Raw genomic sequence first — 15231 nt, 5'->3', positions numbered from 1 at the left:
GGATTAACCCTCCTTTTCGATACGGCTGAGGTTGTCCCGCAGGATCGGACCATATTCATACTTGCCGGCACACACGTAGGTGCACAGCGCCAGGTCTTCTTCGTCGAGTTCTAAGCAACCCAGTTTCTGAGCCATTTCCGTATCACCGACAATCAGATAGCGCAGCAACTGGGTCGGCAGGATATCGAGGGGCATCACCACCTCGTAGTTGCCTACCGGCACCATCGCTCGCGGGCTGCCGTTGGTAGTGGTGGAAAAAGCGAACCGCTTGGCAGCGTTCAACTTCGACACAAAGATGTTGAGCACCGAGTGCTTGTTCACCCCAGCCCGCAGGTAATGCATCATTTCGCGATCATTACCTTCGCGCAGGCAAGATACCTGCACATGGTAACGGCCAAGAAAATCACAGGCCCCGCGAGAGGTTCGCCCGCCCAGCAGCGAGCCGGACACCACACGGTTATTGCCAGGCTGCAGTTCACCTGCGGTCAACTCACTGAGGTTGGCGCCCAGACGGGTACGCAGCAGACGCGGACGCTCGACGACAGGCCCCGCCAGCGCAACGACACGTTCCACCGACAATTGCCCGGTGGAGAACAGTTTGCCGATGGCGATGGCATCCTGATAGTTGATCGTCCATACGCTCTTGCTGACGCTCACCGGATCGAGGAAATGAATATGAGTGCCCGCTAGGCCCGCAGGGTGTGGGCCGGCGAAGGATTCACTGGTCACGCCAGCCACGGCCTCGCCGGGTAGCGTCACGCCCTCGGCCTTGCAGAGGAAAACGCGAGCCAGGCGGCTGAGCACTTTGAGCCCATTTTCGAAATGGACGGCCTGCTCGGCGATAACCACGGCCGGATCAGCAGCCAGCGGATGAGTATCGATTGCGGTGACGAATATCGAGTTGGGCACGGCATCGGCCGCAGGCACCTTGCTGTAAGGCCGGGTGCGCAGAGCAGTCCAGAGACCGGAACGCAGCAGGTTATCTCGCACCTGCTGGTCACTCAGGCTGGCAAGCTGCTCCTGAGTATATTGAGCGAAGGTTTCCTGCTCGTCACCGTCCAGCTCTATGACGACCGATTGCAGCACCCGCTTCTCACCGCGATGAATAGCACTCACTACACCAGCACCAGGGGCGGTGTAATGCACCCCCTGCAGCTTTTTGTCGGAGAACAAAACTTGGCCCAGCTTGACCCGATCCCCGACCTGAACCGCCATGGTAGGTTTCATATCGTGATAATCGAAGCCTATGACAGCGACACTGCGCACCGGCCTGGCTGCTTCGATCTGCTGAGCCGGCGCGCCTGTTATGGGCAAATCAAGCCCATGTTTTATTTTGATCATAGGTCTGCCTAACCACTGTTTTAAGCTTTCTTAGAATACGTCCGCAGCCTGAAACGCAAATGCTCGTCACACATTGAACTAGTGAATAGCCAATGCAAACGAAGGGCGGACGCGGGTAAAAATCGACGGAATTATACGGTTGTGCGACAACCCGACGCTACCCAAGCTGTTGCTTCTTGTAGAACTTACGTTACAGGACGCAACAGCTGAGCGGACATTTAAGGCGTGCAACCCACGGCAAACTGCCCAGCCAAATGGCCACTGCCGGCTCATCCTCGGCGCGATACGGCAGAATTGTTGCGAATGTACTTCACCGAGGTGGCCTGCGCTTGCGCCAGATCAGCGCCGGCACTGCACGGATATAGATCAGCTCACTTATCAGCTCTATAAGCGTTTGGGTAATGACAGCCGCTGCGGCCAACTCGCGAACGCCTTCGGGCAGCGCCAGCGCCAGCGGCAATACCACCAACGAGTTCCGCGTCGAGCTGCTGAACACCACCGAGCGTGCCGTCCCAGCCGGTAGCCTGGCAATCCAGGCGGCCAAGGCACCAAGCAAAGGCGCCAGCAACATGAAACCGAGATAGACGGGCACGACTGGTAGAAGCTTGCCAAGTTCTTGCATGACGAAGTCGATCTGCGAGCCGATCACAACAATTAACACAATCGCCATGGCAGGTACCGGAGCCCAGGCCCATGCATCGTTCCAGCGCTGCACAGCTTGCCGTCTACGCCCTACCCCACAAGTGACAACAGCCAGCACCAGCGGCAGAACAATCAGGACAAGAAACGCCTGTACGAAGGGCTCGATGGCAATAACCAGTGGAGCCCCCGCCTCCAGCATGAGGCTCAAATACAGAGGCAGTAACAGCAACTGGAGCAACAGCAGTAAGGGTGTCGCCGCCAACATCCGCTGCGAATCACCCTTACCGATGTGCGTGAACACCACGACATAGTCGATACACGGAGTGAGCAGAACCAGCAAGGCACCTACCAACAACGCAGGCTGGTCGACCAGACTTCGGGTCAACATCCAGACGAGCATCGGGACCAGAATGAAATTGGCGACCAGCAGCGCCGCCAAAAAACGCCTGTTGCTCAAGCCTTTTCGCAGATCCAGAAATGGAATCTGCAGAAACATGGCGTACATCAGCAGCGCAATAGAGGGCGTCACCAGAACCGCCATCCCCTGAAACACAACTGGCGCCAGCGTTCCACCAAGAGCCGCAACCGCGATAGCAGCGAAGTAGACCGGAATCTGCTGCTGCTCCAGCATTTCTCTGTTCATATGCCTCCTGGTTCGCCAATAGCTCCCTCTCCGAACACTATCGCGAGCCGAGTCCAGCAGCTCGACTTGCTCGCGGAATACCAATAAAAATGGGAGCCCAAGGGCTCCCATTTTTCATGCCAATGCAATCAACGCGGGAAAGCCGGCGGGTTGACCCCAGCCATTTCTTCCATCACGCGAATCACCTGGCAGCTATAGCCAAACTCGTTGTCGTACCAAACGTACAGCACAACACGGTTGTCGTTGGAGATGGTCGCCTCAGCGTCCACTACACCGGCATGGCGCGAGCCGACGAAGTCGGTAGAAACCACTTCCTGAGAGCTGACGAAATCGATCTGCTTCTGCAGGTCGGAGTGCATGGCCATCTGGCGCAGGTACTCGTTGATTTCTTCGCGACTGGTGGCTTTCTCGAGGTTCAGGTTGAGAATGGCCATCGACACGTTTGGCGTCGGCACGCGAATCGCGTTACCAGTCAGCTTGCCCTTGAGAACCGGCAGTGCTTTGGCAGCAGCAGTGGCAGCACCAGTTTCGGTGATGACCATGTTCAGCGCGGCGCTGCGGCCACGACGACTGCCCTTGTGGAAGTTGTCGATCAGGTTCTGGTCGTTGGTGTACGAGTGAACGGTTTCAACGTGACCGTTGACGATGCCGTACTTGTCGTTGACTGCCTTGAGCACCGGCACGATGGCGTTGGTGGTGCACGAAGCCGCCGAAACGATCTTGTCGTCAGCAGTGATTTCACCGTGGTTGATGCCATGCACGATGTTCTTCAGCGCGCCTTTGCCCGGAGCGGTCAGAACCACACGATCGATACCCGGGCACTTGAGGTGCTGGCCAAGACCGTCGGCATCACGCCATACACCAGTGTTATCGACCAGCAGTGCATCCTTGATACCGTACTGGGTGTAGTCGATAGCCGACGGGTCCTTGGCGTAGATCACCTGAATCAGGTTGCCGTTAGCAGTCAGTGTGCTGTTTTCTTCATCAATGGTGATGGTGCCATTGAACTTGCCGTGTACCGAGTCGCGGCGCAGCAGGCTAGCGCGCTTGACCAAGTCGTTTTCGGCGCCTTTACGCACGACGATCGCACGCAGACGCAGGCCGTCGCCACCACCGGTGTGTTCAATCAGGATGCGAGCCAGCAGGCGGCCGATACGACCGAAACCATAAAGAACAACGTCGGTGCCCTTGCGTGGCGAAGCGTTCTGCTGGTTGGCTACGTCAGCCAGTTCGTCCTTGACGAACTGCTCGATGCTGCGGCCGTTACCTTCAGCCTTGAACTTGCCGACCATCTTGCCCAGGTCGACGGACGCGGCACCCAGCTTGAGCTCGCTCATGGCTTTGAGTACGGCGTAGGAGTCATGCACAGCCAGGCCGCTCTCGTCAGCCTGACGGTGACGGGCGAAACGGTGCGCCTTGAGAATCTCGATGACCGAGCGGTTGATCAGGCTGCGGCCATGGATCGACAGCACCACGTTGTTGTTGCGGTACAGCTGACCAATCAGCGGAATCATCGCCTCGGCGAGAGCTTCACGGTCAATCCATTCACCAAGACACTGGTCGGGCTTCTGAGTCACGGCAATACCTTCCACATGTAGGGGCTGAAAAAAGGGGCTACATTATGACGACACAGGGATTGGTCGGCAATCTGCAGCGGTCGAAACACTGACAGTCATCCTCGCGGATAGTTACAATCGGGGGCCAAATCGTTACCAATCGCGAGCCACCTGTGCCTGTACTGCGTCTGCCGTCCTTGCCGGCCACCGCCGGTAAACAACACTGGGGCAACCTGCCCGGTGCCGCACTGAGCCTGGCCGTTGCCGAAGCGGCCAGCGCTGCCAAGCGCTTCACCCTGCTGCTCACCGCCGATAGCCAGAGCGCCGAGCGCCTGGAGCAGGAGCTGAGTTTCTTCGCGCCGGAGTTGCCGGTACTGCATTTCCCCGACTGGGAAACGCTGCCCTACGATCTGTTCTCGCCGCACCAGGACATCATTTCCCAGCGCATCGCCGCGCTGTACCGCTTGCCGGAGCTCAAGCACGGCATTCTCGTCGTGCCGATCACCACGGCGCTGCATCGCCTCGCGCCCACACGCTTTCTGCTCGGCAGCAGCCTGGTGCTGGATGTCGGTCAGCGCATCAATGTCGATGACATGCGCGCGCGTCTGGAAGCCACCGGTTATCGCTATGTCGATACCGTCTACGAGCATGGCGAATTCACCGTGCGTGGCGCGCTGATCGACCTGTTTCCGATGGGCAGCAAGCAGCCGTTTCGTATCGACCTGTTCGACGACGAGATCGAAACCCTGCGCACCTTCGACCCGGAGACCCAACGCTCGATCGACAAGGTCGAGTCGATCAAGCTGCTGCCAGCCCGCGAATTTCCGCTGGAGAAAAAAGCCGTCACCGATTTCCGCGGACGCTTCCGCGAGCGCTTCGACGTCGACTTCCGCCGCTGCCCGATCTATCAGGATCTTTCCACCGGCATCACCCCAGCCGGTATCGAGTACTACCTGCCGCTGTTCTTCGAAGAAACCGCCACACTCTTCGACTACCTGCCCCAGGACACCCAGGTGTTCTCGCTGCCCGGTATCGAAAAGGCCGCGGAACAGTTCTGGACCGATGCGCGCAACCGCTACGAGGAGCGTCGCGTCGATCCCGAGCGGCCGCTGCTGCCGCCAGCCGATATCTTCCTGCCGGTCGAAGACTGCTTTGCGCGCCTGAAAGACTGGCCGCGGGTAGTCGTCAGCCAGGATGACATCGAGACCGGTATTGGCCGCACGCGCTTCGAAGCCAGCGCCCTGCCCGACCTGGCGATCCAGGCGAAAACCAGCGAACCGCTGGCAGCGCTGCGCCGTTTTATCGAGGAATATCCCGGGCGCGTGCTGTTCTGCGCAGAATCTGCAGGTCGCCGTGAGGTGCTGCTGGAGCTGCTCGCACGCCTCAAGCTCAAGCCCAAGGAAGTGGATGGCTGGCCGCAGTTCTGCGCGAGCAAGGAACGCCTGGGTATCACCATCGCGCCGCTCGATGAAGGCCTGCAGCTAACCGACATCGCTCTCATCGCCGAAAGCCCGCTGTTTGGTCAACGCGTCATGCAGCGCCGCCGTCGTGAAAAGACTCGAGACGCCGGCGACAACGTGATCAAGAACCTCACCGAGCTGCGCGAAGGCGCGCCGGTGGTGCATATCGATCATGGCGTAGGCCGCTACCTGGGCCTGGTGACGATGGAGTTCGACGGCCAGGCCGCCGAATTTCTCGCCCTGATGTACGCCGAGGAAGCCAAGCTCTACGTACCGGTCGCCAGCCTGCATCTGATCGCCCGCTACACCGGCAGTGACGACGCTCTGGCACCGCTGCATCGGCTGGGCTCGGAAGTCTGGCAAAAGGCCAAGCGCAAAGCGGCCGAACAGGTTCGCGACGTGGCTGCCGAGCTGCTCGACATCTACGCCCGCCGCGCAGCACGCGAAGGCTACGCCTTCAACGACCCGAAAGCCGACTACGAGACCTTCAGCGCCGGCTTCCCGTTCGAGGAAACACCGGACCAGCAGAGCGCCATCGAAGCGGTGCGCGACGACATGCTCGCGCCCAAACCAATGGATCGCCTGGTGTGCGGCGACGTCGGCTTCGGCAAGACCGAAGTGGCTATGCGCGCGGCCTTCATCGCCGTGCACGGCGGTCGCCAGGTGGCGATTCTGGTGCCGACCACCCTGCTCGCCCAGCAGCACTACAACAGCTTCCGTGACCGCTTCGCCGACTGGCCGGTAACGGTCGAGGTGATGAGCCGTTTCAAAAGCGCCAAGGAAATCAGCGCGGCCGTGCAGCAACTGGCCGAGGGCAAGATCGACATCATCATCGGCACCCACAAGCTCTTGCAGGACGACGTCAAGATCAAGAACCTGGGCCTGGTGATCATCGACGAAGAACACCGTTTCGGCGTGCGCCAGAAGGAAGTGCTCAAGGCGCTGCGCAGTGAAGTGGACATTCTCACCCTCACCGCCACGCCGATTCCGCGCACGCTGAACATGGCGGTGTCGGGCATGCGCGACCTGTCGATCATCGCCACGCCGCCGGCACGGCGCCTGTCGGTGCGAACCTTCGTCATGGAGCAGAACAACCCGACGATCAAAGAAGCACTACTGCGCGAACTGTTGCGCGGCGGCCAGGTGTACTACCTGCACAACGACGTGAAGACCATCGAGAAGTGCGCCGCCGATCTCGCCGAACTGGTGCCGGAAGCACGCATCGGTATCGGCCACGGGCAGATGCACGAGCGCGAGCTGGAACAGGTGATGGGCGACTTCTATCACAAGCGCTTCAACGTGCTGATCGCCTCGACCATCATCGAGACCGGTATCGACGTGCCGAGCGCCAACACCATCATCATCGAGCGCGCCGACAAGTTCGGTCTGGCCCAGTTGCACCAGCTACGGGGCCGGGTCGGCCGTAGCCACCACCAGGCCTACGCCTACCTGCTGACGCCACCACGCAAGCAGATGACCGACGATGCGCAGAAGCGCCTCGAAGCCATCGCTAACGCTCAGGATCTCGGTGCCGGTTTCGTGCTGGCCACCCACGACCTGGAAATCCGCGGTGCCGGCGAACTGCTCGGCGACGGCCAGAGCGGGCAGATCCAGGCTGTCGGCTTCACGCTGTACATGGAAATGCTCGAGCGCGCGGTCAAATCGATCCGCAAGGGCGAACAGCCGAACCTCGACCAGCCACTCGGCGGTGGGCCGGAAATCAATCTGCGCGTACCGGCGCTGATTCCCGAGGATTACCTGCCAGATGTACATGCGCGGCTGATTCTCTACAAACGTATCGCTAACGCCACCGACGAGGACGGCTTGAAAGAGCTGCAGGTGGAGATGATTGATCGCTTCGGCCTGCTCCCCGACCCGACCAAACATCTGGTACGCATCACGCTGCTCAAGCTGCAAGCCGAGCGCCTGGGCATCAAGAAGATCGACGCAGGGCCGCAGGGTGGGCGAATCGAGTTCGCCGCCGAAACGCCGGTCGATCCGCTGACGCTGATCAAGCTGATCCAGAGCGCGCCGAACCGCTACAAGTTCGAAGGCGCCACCCTGTTCCGCTTCTCGGTGCCGATGGAGCGAGCAGAGGAACGCTTCAACACGCTGGAAGCGCTGCTCGAACGCCTGCTGGCGACAGTGAAGAGCTGAAAACAATCAGGGCCGCTTGCGCGGCCCTGATTGTTTGTGGCGCGGCCCTGGCGAACCGATACGCCGAGCCTGCTTGCTGCCCTATAACGACTGCTACAAGGCAAAAGCGGACATCCAGCGATCTCGTGGGAGAGGCTTTAGCCTCGAGTTTTTAGCAAGACAAACGAAGAGCTCGGGGCTAAAGCCCCTCCCACGATCGCGAACGGCCGGCTGAATCCGCCCCACTTTGCAGCAGCCGGGTAAACCAGACAAATGCTCTCGCCTCACTCCACCAACTGCGCCGCCCGCAACGCCGAAAGCGCCTGCGCCCAACGCGGATCCTGGCGATAGTCGACGCCCGGAAAAGCCCGGCGACGCATACGCTCCAGGCCTTTCGGTGCAACAACCTTGAGACGCTGCGCTGCCGACAATGCCAGCTCAGCTGCCGCCCGATCATTGCACACCAGGCCCATGTCGCAGCCGGCGCTCAGCGCTGCTTCGATGCGGCTGGCGGCGTCGCCGACCACATGGGCGCCGGCCATCGACAGGTCATCGCTGAAAATCACCCCCTCGAAGCCCAGCTCGCCTCGCAGAATGTCCTGCAGCCAGCGGCGCGAGAAACCGGCTGGCTGGCTGTCGACCTGCGAGTAGATGACGTGAGCCGGCATCACGGCCGCCAGGTCACGACTCAGCGCCGCGAAGGGCCGCAAATCGTTCTGGCGGATTTCCTCCAGGCTGCGCTCATCAAGGGGAATCGCCACATGGGAGTCGGCCTCTGCCCAACCATGCCCCGGAAAATGCTTGCCGGTCGCCGCCATGCCCGCCTCAGCCATGCCACGGATAAAGGCGCCAGCGAGCTGCGTAGCACGCTCGGGGTCGCCCTCGAAGGCGCGATGACCAACCACCGCGCTGCGCTCATGATCCAGATCCAACACCGGCGCGAAGCTAAGATCCAGCCCCACCGCCAGTACTTCGGTGGCCATCAACCAGCCGCATTGCCGTGCCAGGTTTTCTGCATCGGCGCAGCCGGCAATGGCACGCATGGCTGGCAACTTTACGAACCCCTCGCGCAGCCGCTGAACACGACCGCCCTCTTGATCCACTGCAAGCAGCAGATCAGGACGTACAGCACGAATGGCCTGGGATAGCTCACGCACCTGACGCGGATTTTCGATATTGCGGGCGAAAATTATCAGGCCACCGACCTCGGGCTGGCGCAGCAACTGCCGGTCTTCGGCGGTCAGCCAAGTGCCAGCGATATCGACCACCAGGGAGCCATACAAAAGTGTACTCACAACGGGGAATCCTTAATTGAGTGACCGCGCCGACCAGTTGGAACGACGCGCTTCATCGATAGCGCCAGGCAAATAGAGCGGGCGCCAGAAAAGGTTTGCAGCAGACAACGATGTGCACAGCCATGGGACATTGCGGTGGACACAGGTTCCGTACTCGCCAAGCATACGAGAGATTAAGACGCTCAGTTGCAGGCAAAACTACTCCATCTCTTGATAGAGATACGCGAATGCGGAGCTATGGGGATTGGCTGCTGGAATGTGCGCTAGCTTAGGGGCAGCAGCGAGCCCCTCGCAAGCCGGGCAAGGCATCAGCCCTTGATGATGGCAGGCCCCTTACTGCGGGGAATCACTTGTGCGGCTGCCAGGCGTTCATCGGTTACACCGCTTTCCGAGCGCATGCCGGCCGCCAGGAACGGCACCATCAGGCGCATCACCTGCTCGATGGAGGTGTCGACGCCAAAGTCACTTTCGGCCATGGCTCGCAACGCCTTGATACCGGACATGCTGAACGCCGCGGCGCCCAGCATGAAGTGCACGCGCCAGAACAATTCGAGAGGTGGAATGCCAGGCGCAGCTTCGTGCACCAGCAGCATGTAGCGGCGGAACACCTTCCCGTACACTTCTTCGAGGTATTTGCGCAGGTGACCCTGGCTCTGGCTGAATGCCAAGCCGAGCAGGCGCATGAAGATGGACAGGTCGTTGCCACTACGCGGCTTTACCGCCAAGGTCTGTTCGACGAGCAGCTCGAGCAGCTCTTCGAGGCTGAAGGTCACCCCTGGCTTGCTTTGGCGCTTGTCCAACTCGCGTTCGAGGCTGGTGCAGAACGGCCCGAGGAAGCGGGAGAAGACTGCCTGAATGAGCGCCTTCTTGGAACCGAAGTGATAGTTGACGGCAGCCAGGTTCACCCCAGCCTTGCTCGTAATCAGGCGCAGCGACGTTTCGGCAAACCCTTTTTCCGCGAACAACTGCTCCGCGGCATCCAGAATGCGTTCAACGGTTTCCGATTGCGCCATGACATCCATCCGACAAACAAGTGTTTGAAACATACGTTTTAGCGCGATCTTCTGTCAAGTCGCGATAGCCGTATTCTGGATGCCTAGTCATCATTTGGCGATAGCGTCGACGTGACGGCATACCTGCCAGATGAGCTGGCTGAGCATAGCTCGTTGCACTGCCTTTATCAGCCGTCTGGCGAATAACAGCTCGCCACGCGCATCTGTGGATTGCCAATCGGAACTTACTGTATATAATCCCAGCAACTGTATAAAAAGACAGAGCCATCTACATGATCAAGCTGACGCCCCGCCAAGCCGAAATCCTCGCCATCATCAAGCAGTGCCTGGAAGATAACGGTTACCCGCCGACTCGTGCAGAGATCGCTCAGGCGCTCGGCTTCAAGTCACCAAATGCTGCCGAAGAGCACCTCAAGGCGTTGGCGCGCAAAGGCGCTATCGAAATGACCCCTGGCGCCTCACGCGGCATCCGTATTCCTGGCTTCGAACCCAATCAGATCGAGGAAGAAGGCCTGCCGGTGATTGGCCGCGTGGCAGCTGGCGCGCCCATCCTCGCTCAGCAGCACGTCGAGGAAGCTTGCCGGATCAACCCGGACTTTTTCCGCCCCAAAGCCGACTACCTGTTGCGCGTACGCGGCATGAGCATGAAGGACATCGGCATCATCGACGGCGACCTTCTAGCCGTGCACGCCACCAGCGAAGCCCGTAACGGCCAGGTGGTAGTGGCGCGCATCGACGACGAAGTCACGGTCAAGCGCTTCAAACGCGAGGGCAATACCGTCTGGCTGCTGGCGGAAAACCCCGAGTTCGCGCCGATCGAAGTGAACCTGGAAGAACAGGATCTGATCATCGAAGGTTTGAGTGTCGGCGTCATCCGCCGCTAATTGGAGGCGTCATGCAGTTCCCCCAGTCGTTGAGCCGTAACCAGTTGCCCCTGTTCGATGCATTTCTGGCATCGACCATAGCATTCGCAGAGGATCCAGCAAGCCAGGAAGAAACCTTCAGCGAAGTCTCTCTGCGTGGTGCGGCTGGGCATTGTCTGACGCTACTGGCGCCCATGCTAAGGGAACTGAGCGAGAAGAATGACGAACGCTGGCTGACTCTGATCGCACCACCGGCCAGCCTGACTCAGAGCTGGCTGCGCGATGCGGGCCTCAATCGCGAGCGGATTCTGCTGCTGCAGCCACGAAGCGGCCAGAGTGCGCTGCAACTTGCTCAGGAAGCATTGAAGCTTGGCCGTAGCCATACCGTTGTCAGCTGGCTGCATCCCCTGCCCCAGCACGCACGTCAGCAGCTGGAAGCAGCAGCCCGCACCGGCAAGGCGCAAAGCCTGAATATCAGCCTAGGTTGAGATAGCGGCGGCGAGCAAGAATCCGCTAAAAAGCAAAGGCCAGCGAATCATGCTGGCCTTTTATTTATCTGTTTTCGCTTAACCGGGGCTAGGGTCTGTCAGTGAAGGACGCGAGGCTGTTCGTCTTCGTGCTCGAAATCGCCCTCTGCCATTTTGCCGGCCATTTGCACGCCGACATTGAGCATCGCTTTGGCGACTTCCACATGCTGGCCCTGGAGAAAGGCCTTGGCATCTTCGGAGAAATCCAACACCACCAGCGCTTCCTCATCATCGGCTCGACGCAGGGCGATACGCCCATCGGGCAGTTCGACGATTTCAAGGAAGGAAGTAGGCATAAATCGGTTTCTCCACGAAAGGCCGCGCATTGTAGCAGCCGCTCCGCTCAGTCGCTTGGCGAAAAGCCCACCAGGCGCTGAACGGACTTTCAAAGTTTGGCAGGCTTCCCTTCTACCACTCGCTCAGGCCAACTCGAAAACGCTGCGCCAGCACCTTGAGCTCTTGCCGCCAGCTTTCCAGCGTTTCACGAGACAACAACGGTGCTTCCTCATCGAGGCTGACAGCCTGAATCAGCGGTGAAGCGGCAGGGTCTGCCTTGGCCTCTCGCGGTGGGCGCGGCGGCTTGAACAACTCGGCATGAGCAGACAATAGCTGCCCCAACCAGGTGTGGGTGTTTTCGGACAGCTCAATCAACTCGGCCAATTCAGGGCTCGGCGCAGCAGCCAGACTCTGCCTATCGAGCAGTACTTCAGCTCGCGGCGCAGTGCTGTTGGCCAGCCGATAGAAGCCAGCGATCTCGTGACAGAGCCCCAAAAGCGCGCCATAGAGGTGAAATAGCGTGGCTTCTCGCTCGGCCTGCACCAGCGCCTGAGCATTCATCGCCCGACCTTCTTCGGCCTTGCGCCAGGACTCCAGAGAGAGCCCGGCGTAGAAAATCTTCTGATTGGTGCGGGTGTACAGTTCGCCAGCCATATGCACTCTCCAGATAACGCCCGGCACGCTCCACCAGAGCGTGCCGGGCGCCGATCAACGCTTGTCTTCGACCTTCCACTTGCCGCCGTCGTAGAACGCTTTCCAGCCGGTTGGCTTGCCGTCCACCTCGGTCTGCACGTATTGCTCCTTGGTCTTGCGGCTGTAGCGGATCACCGCCGCACGGCCCTCAGGGTCCTTGGTTGGCGCCGAGAATAGGAACTCATACTTCGGGTCGATCTCGTCCTTGTGCGGCAACAGCTCGAGCACCAGCGGCGCACGAGTCTCGCGGTTTTTCGGGAACTGGCTGGCAGCCAGGAACAGCCCCGACGCCCCGTCGCGCAGTACGTAGGTGTCGTCGACTTTCTCGCACTTGAGCTCTGGCATCTTCACCGCATCCATCTTGGGTGGTGCGGGTTCGCCATTGCGCAGCAACTTGCGGGTGTTCTTGCATTCGCTGTTGGTGCAGCCGAAGAACTTGCCGAAACGGCCGGTCTTGAGCTGCATCTGGCTACCGCACTTGTCGCACTCCAGGCTCGGGCCTTCGTAGCCCTTGATACGGAATTGACCCTGCTCGATCTCATAACCGGTGCAATCCGGGTTGTTACCACAGATATGCAGTTCGCGGGTTTCATCCAGCAGGTAGGCGTCCATCGCAGTGGCGCAGATCGGGCAGCGATGCTTGCCGAGCAGCACGCGGGATTCCGACTCACCCTCGTCATCGGCAGCGATCTCGTCGCCCGGCACCAGGTTGACCGTGGCCTTGCAGCGTTCTTTCGGCGGCAGGGCGTAGCCCGAGCAGCCGAGGAAAACGCCCGTGGAGGCGGTACGAATCATCATGTGCCGGCCGCAATCGCGGCAGGGAATGTCGGTTGGCGTCGGCGTGTTGGCACGCATGCCATTGTCACCATCGGCCGCCACTTCGAGCTTCTTCTTGAAGTCGCCATAGAACTCGTCGAGCAGGTGCTTCCACTCGCGCTCGCCCTGGGCCACATCGTCGAGGTTCTCTTCCATGCCGGCGGTGAAGCCGTAGTCCATCAGGTCGGAGAAGCTTTCGCTGAGGCGCTCGGTGACGATGTCGCCCATCTTCTCCGAGTAGAAGCGGCGGTTATGCAGCGCCACGTAGCCACGATCCTGAATAGTGGAAATGATCGCCGCGTAGGTGGACGGACGACCGATTCCACGCTTTTCCATTTCCTTGACCAAGCTGGCTTCCGAATAACGCGCCGGCGGCTTGGTGAAGTGCTGGCTGGGGTCGAGCTTGATCAGCTTGAGCGCTTCGCCTTCCTTCATTTCCGGCAGCACGGCGTCATCGCCCGGCTTGCTGATTTGCGGCAACGCACGGGTATAACCGTCGAACTTGAGGATGCGGCCCTTGGCGCGCAGCTCGAACCTGGCAGCGGTGACCGTGACGGTAGTCGACAGGTACTCGGCCGGCGGCATCTGGCAGGCCACGAATTGGCGCCAGATCAGCTCGTACAGACGCTCGGCATCACGCTCCATCCCCGACAGCTGAGTCGGACGCAGGTTGACGTCAGAAGGACGAATCGCTTCATGCGCCTCCTGGGCGCCTTCCTTGCTGGAGTAGAAGTTGGGCTTCTCCGGCAGGTATTTCTTGCCGTACTCGCTGTCGATGAAGCCGCGTACCATTTCGATGGCATCGGCCGACAGGTTGGTCGAGTCGGTACGCATATAGGTGATGTAGCCGGCCTCATAGAGACGCTGGGCCATCATCATGGTTTTCTTCACCCCAAAGCCCAGGCGCGTGCTGGCGGCCTGCTGCAACGTGGAGGTGATGAACGGCGCCGATGGCTTGCTGCTGGTCGGCTTGTCTTCACGCTTGGCGACGCTGTAGCTCGACGCCTTGAGGGTCGCCAGCGCAGCCATGGCCTGTGCTTCGTTCAGCGGCTTGAAGGCAGCGCCATTTTCGCGAGCCACTTCGAAGCGCACGTTGGCGTCCTTGGCGGTACCGAGGTCGGCGTGCACTTCCCAGTATTCTTCGGGTACGAAGGCGCGGATTTCCTTCTCGCGCTCGACCACCAGCTTGACCGCAACCGACTGCACGCGGCCCGCCGACAGGCCACGGGCGATCTTCGACCACAGCAGCGGCGAGACCATGTAACCCACTACGCGATCGAGGAAGCGGCGCGCCTGCTGGGCGTTGACACGATTGATGTCCAGCTCACCCGGCGCGGAAAACGCCTCCTGAATGGCCTTTTTGGTGATCTCGTTGAACACCACGCGCTTGTAGCGGCTGTCATCGCCACCGATGGACTCGCGCAGGTGCCAGGCGATGGCCTCCCCCTCTCTATCCAAGTCGGTCGCGAGATAGATGGTGTCGGCTTCCTTGGCGAGGCGACGCAACTCCTCGACCACTTTTTCCTTGCCGGGCAGGATCTCGTACTTGGCCTTCCAGCCGTGCTCGGGATCGACACCCATGCGGTTGAACAGCTGACGCTTGGCTTTTTCCTTGGGCGACAGAGCAGGCGCTTCGCCGGCAGCAGCCTTGCCGCGTTTGGCAGGCTCCTTGGCAGCGCCGCCACTGGTGGGCAGGTCGCGGATGTGGCCGATGCTCGACTTCACCACGTACTGGCTACCCAGATACTTGTTGATGGTCTTGGCCTTGGCCGGGGATTCCACGATGACCAGCGATTTACCCATGGATTGGAAAATTCCTGAATTCGATAAATTGAAAGGCAAGCAACTGCCTGAAAACACTATGAGGCGTATCGAGTCAACGCCTAACGCGTCGACGATGACGGCGCTCGCCCGAAAGAGCGAACGCCAAGAAACGTGGCGCGGCCGCTGGTGCTACCCCAGTCTTGCCG

At 60.2% G+C, this 15231-nt stretch carries 11 protein-coding genes; 3 read left to right on the top strand and 8 right to left on the bottom strand.

The window, feature by feature from the left end; all coding sequences use genetic code 11:
• Positions 1-3: 3 nt before the first annotated feature.
• The 3 genes from BUC40_RS08525 to BUC40_RS08515 all read right to left on the bottom strand — a co-directional run bounded on the left by BUC40_RS08525 (position 4) and on the right by BUC40_RS08515 (position 4203).
• Positions 4-1341 (bottom strand): Na(+)-translocating NADH-quinone reductase subunit A, encoded by a 1338-nt coding sequence (locus BUC40_RS08525; protein WP_073264601.1) that lies wholly within the window; start codon positions 1339-1341, stop codon positions 4-6.
• 310 nt (positions 1342-1651) lie between these two features.
• Positions 1652-2626: an arsenic resistance protein gene (locus BUC40_RS08520; protein WP_073264599.1), complete on the bottom strand. Its 975-nt coding sequence runs from the start codon at positions 2624-2626 to the stop codon at positions 1652-1654.
• A 128-nt stretch (positions 2627-2754) separates the two neighbouring features.
• The gene (locus BUC40_RS08515) at positions 2755-4203 is read right to left on the bottom strand and encodes a glyceraldehyde-3-phosphate dehydrogenase (protein ID WP_073264597.1); all 1449 of its coding nucleotides are present in this window, start codon (positions 4201-4203) and stop codon (positions 2755-2757) included.
• 152 nt (positions 4204-4355) lie between these two features.
• Between BUC40_RS08515 and mfd the strand changes: the two genes are divergently transcribed.
• A complete protein-coding gene (gene mfd, locus BUC40_RS08510; protein ID WP_073264595.1) occupies positions 4356-7799 on the top strand; it encodes a transcription-repair coupling factor in 3444 nt (1147 codons plus the stop codon).
• Between the two features lie 263 nt (positions 7800-8062).
• Here mfd and nagZ read toward each other — a convergent pair whose 3' ends face one another.
• Together nagZ and BUC40_RS08500 are read right to left on the bottom strand one after the other, a co-directional pair.
• Positions 8063-9073, bottom strand: a complete 1011-nt coding sequence (nagZ, locus tag BUC40_RS08505; RefSeq protein WP_073264593.1) for a beta-N-acetylhexosaminidase — start codon at positions 9071-9073, stop codon at positions 8063-8065.
• A gap of 308 nt (positions 9074-9381) precedes the next feature.
• Positions 9382-10086 (bottom strand): TetR/AcrR family transcriptional regulator, encoded by a 705-nt coding sequence (locus BUC40_RS08500; protein WP_073264591.1) that lies wholly within the window; start codon positions 10084-10086, stop codon positions 9382-9384.
• Positions 10087-10358: 272 nt separating this feature from the next.
• Here BUC40_RS08500 and lexA point away from each other — a divergent pair, with 272 nt between their 5' ends.
• Both lexA and sulA read left to right on the top strand, forming a co-directional pair.
• Complete coding sequence (gene lexA / locus BUC40_RS08495) at positions 10359-10970, top strand: transcriptional repressor LexA (protein WP_073264589.1); 612 nt, start codon at positions 10359-10361, stop codon at positions 10968-10970.
• A gap of 11 nt (positions 10971-10981) precedes the next feature.
• A complete protein-coding gene (gene sulA, locus BUC40_RS08490; RefSeq protein WP_073264587.1) occupies positions 10982-11437 on the top strand; it encodes an SOS-induced cell division inhibitor SulA in 456 nt (151 codons plus the stop codon).
• A gap of 98 nt (positions 11438-11535) precedes the next feature.
• On the opposite strand, the gene BUC40_RS08485 is transcribed toward sulA, so the two are convergent.
• The 3 genes from BUC40_RS08485 to topA form a co-directional block, all read right to left on the bottom strand.
• The gene (locus BUC40_RS08485) at positions 11536-11772 is read right to left on the bottom strand and encodes a hypothetical protein (RefSeq protein ID WP_073264585.1); all 237 of its coding nucleotides are present in this window, start codon (positions 11770-11772) and stop codon (positions 11536-11538) included.
• A 112-nt stretch (positions 11773-11884) separates the two neighbouring features.
• Positions 11885-12406: a DUF6586 family protein gene (locus BUC40_RS08480; RefSeq protein ID WP_073264583.1), complete on the bottom strand. Its 522-nt coding sequence runs from the start codon at positions 12404-12406 to the stop codon at positions 11885-11887.
• A 54-nt stretch (positions 12407-12460) separates the two neighbouring features.
• Complete coding sequence (gene topA / locus BUC40_RS08475; RefSeq protein WP_073264581.1) at positions 12461-15064, bottom strand: type I DNA topoisomerase; 2604 nt, start codon at positions 15062-15064, stop codon at positions 12461-12463.
• Positions 15065-15231: the final 167 nt, after the last annotated feature.

The organism is Phytopseudomonas punonensis, assembly GCF_900142655.1.
Taxonomy (GTDB): Bacteria; Pseudomonadota; Gammaproteobacteria; order Pseudomonadales; family Pseudomonadaceae; genus Aquipseudomonas; species Aquipseudomonas punonensis.
The sequence above is the reverse complement of the archived record's forward strand: the minus strand, read 5'-3'. Positions and strand labels throughout refer to the sequence as shown.

What these genes read in the sequence shown, in the direction of transcription:
- BUC40_RS08525 (WP_073264601.1), bottom strand. Translation starts at nt 1,341, where the DNA reads ATGATCAAAATAAAACATGGGCTTGATTTGCCCATAACAGGCGCGCCG.
- lexA (WP_073264589.1), top strand. Translation starts at nt 10,359, where the DNA reads ATGATCAAGCTGACGCCCCGCCAAGCCGAAATCCTCGCCATCATCAAG.
- BUC40_RS08500 (WP_073264591.1), bottom strand. Translation starts at nt 10,086, where the DNA reads ATGGCGCAATCGGAAACCGTTGAACGCATTCTGGATGCCGCGGAGCAG.
- BUC40_RS08485 (WP_073264585.1), bottom strand. Translation starts at nt 11,772, where the DNA reads ATGCCTACTTCCTTCCTTGAAATCGTCGAACTGCCCGATGGGCGTATC.
- BUC40_RS08520 (WP_073264599.1), bottom strand. Translation starts at nt 2,626, where the DNA reads ATGAACAGAGAAATGCTGGAGCAGCAGCAGATTCCGGTCTACTTCGCT.
- sulA (WP_073264587.1), top strand. Translation starts at nt 10,982, where the DNA reads ATGCAGTTCCCCCAGTCGTTGAGCCGTAACCAGTTGCCCCTGTTCGAT.
- topA (WP_073264581.1), bottom strand. Translation starts at nt 15,064, where the DNA reads ATGGGTAAATCGCTGGTCATCGTGGAATCCCCGGCCAAGGCCAAGACC.
- BUC40_RS08480 (WP_073264583.1), bottom strand. Translation starts at nt 12,406, where the DNA reads ATGGCTGGCGAACTGTACACCCGCACCAATCAGAAGATTTTCTACGCC.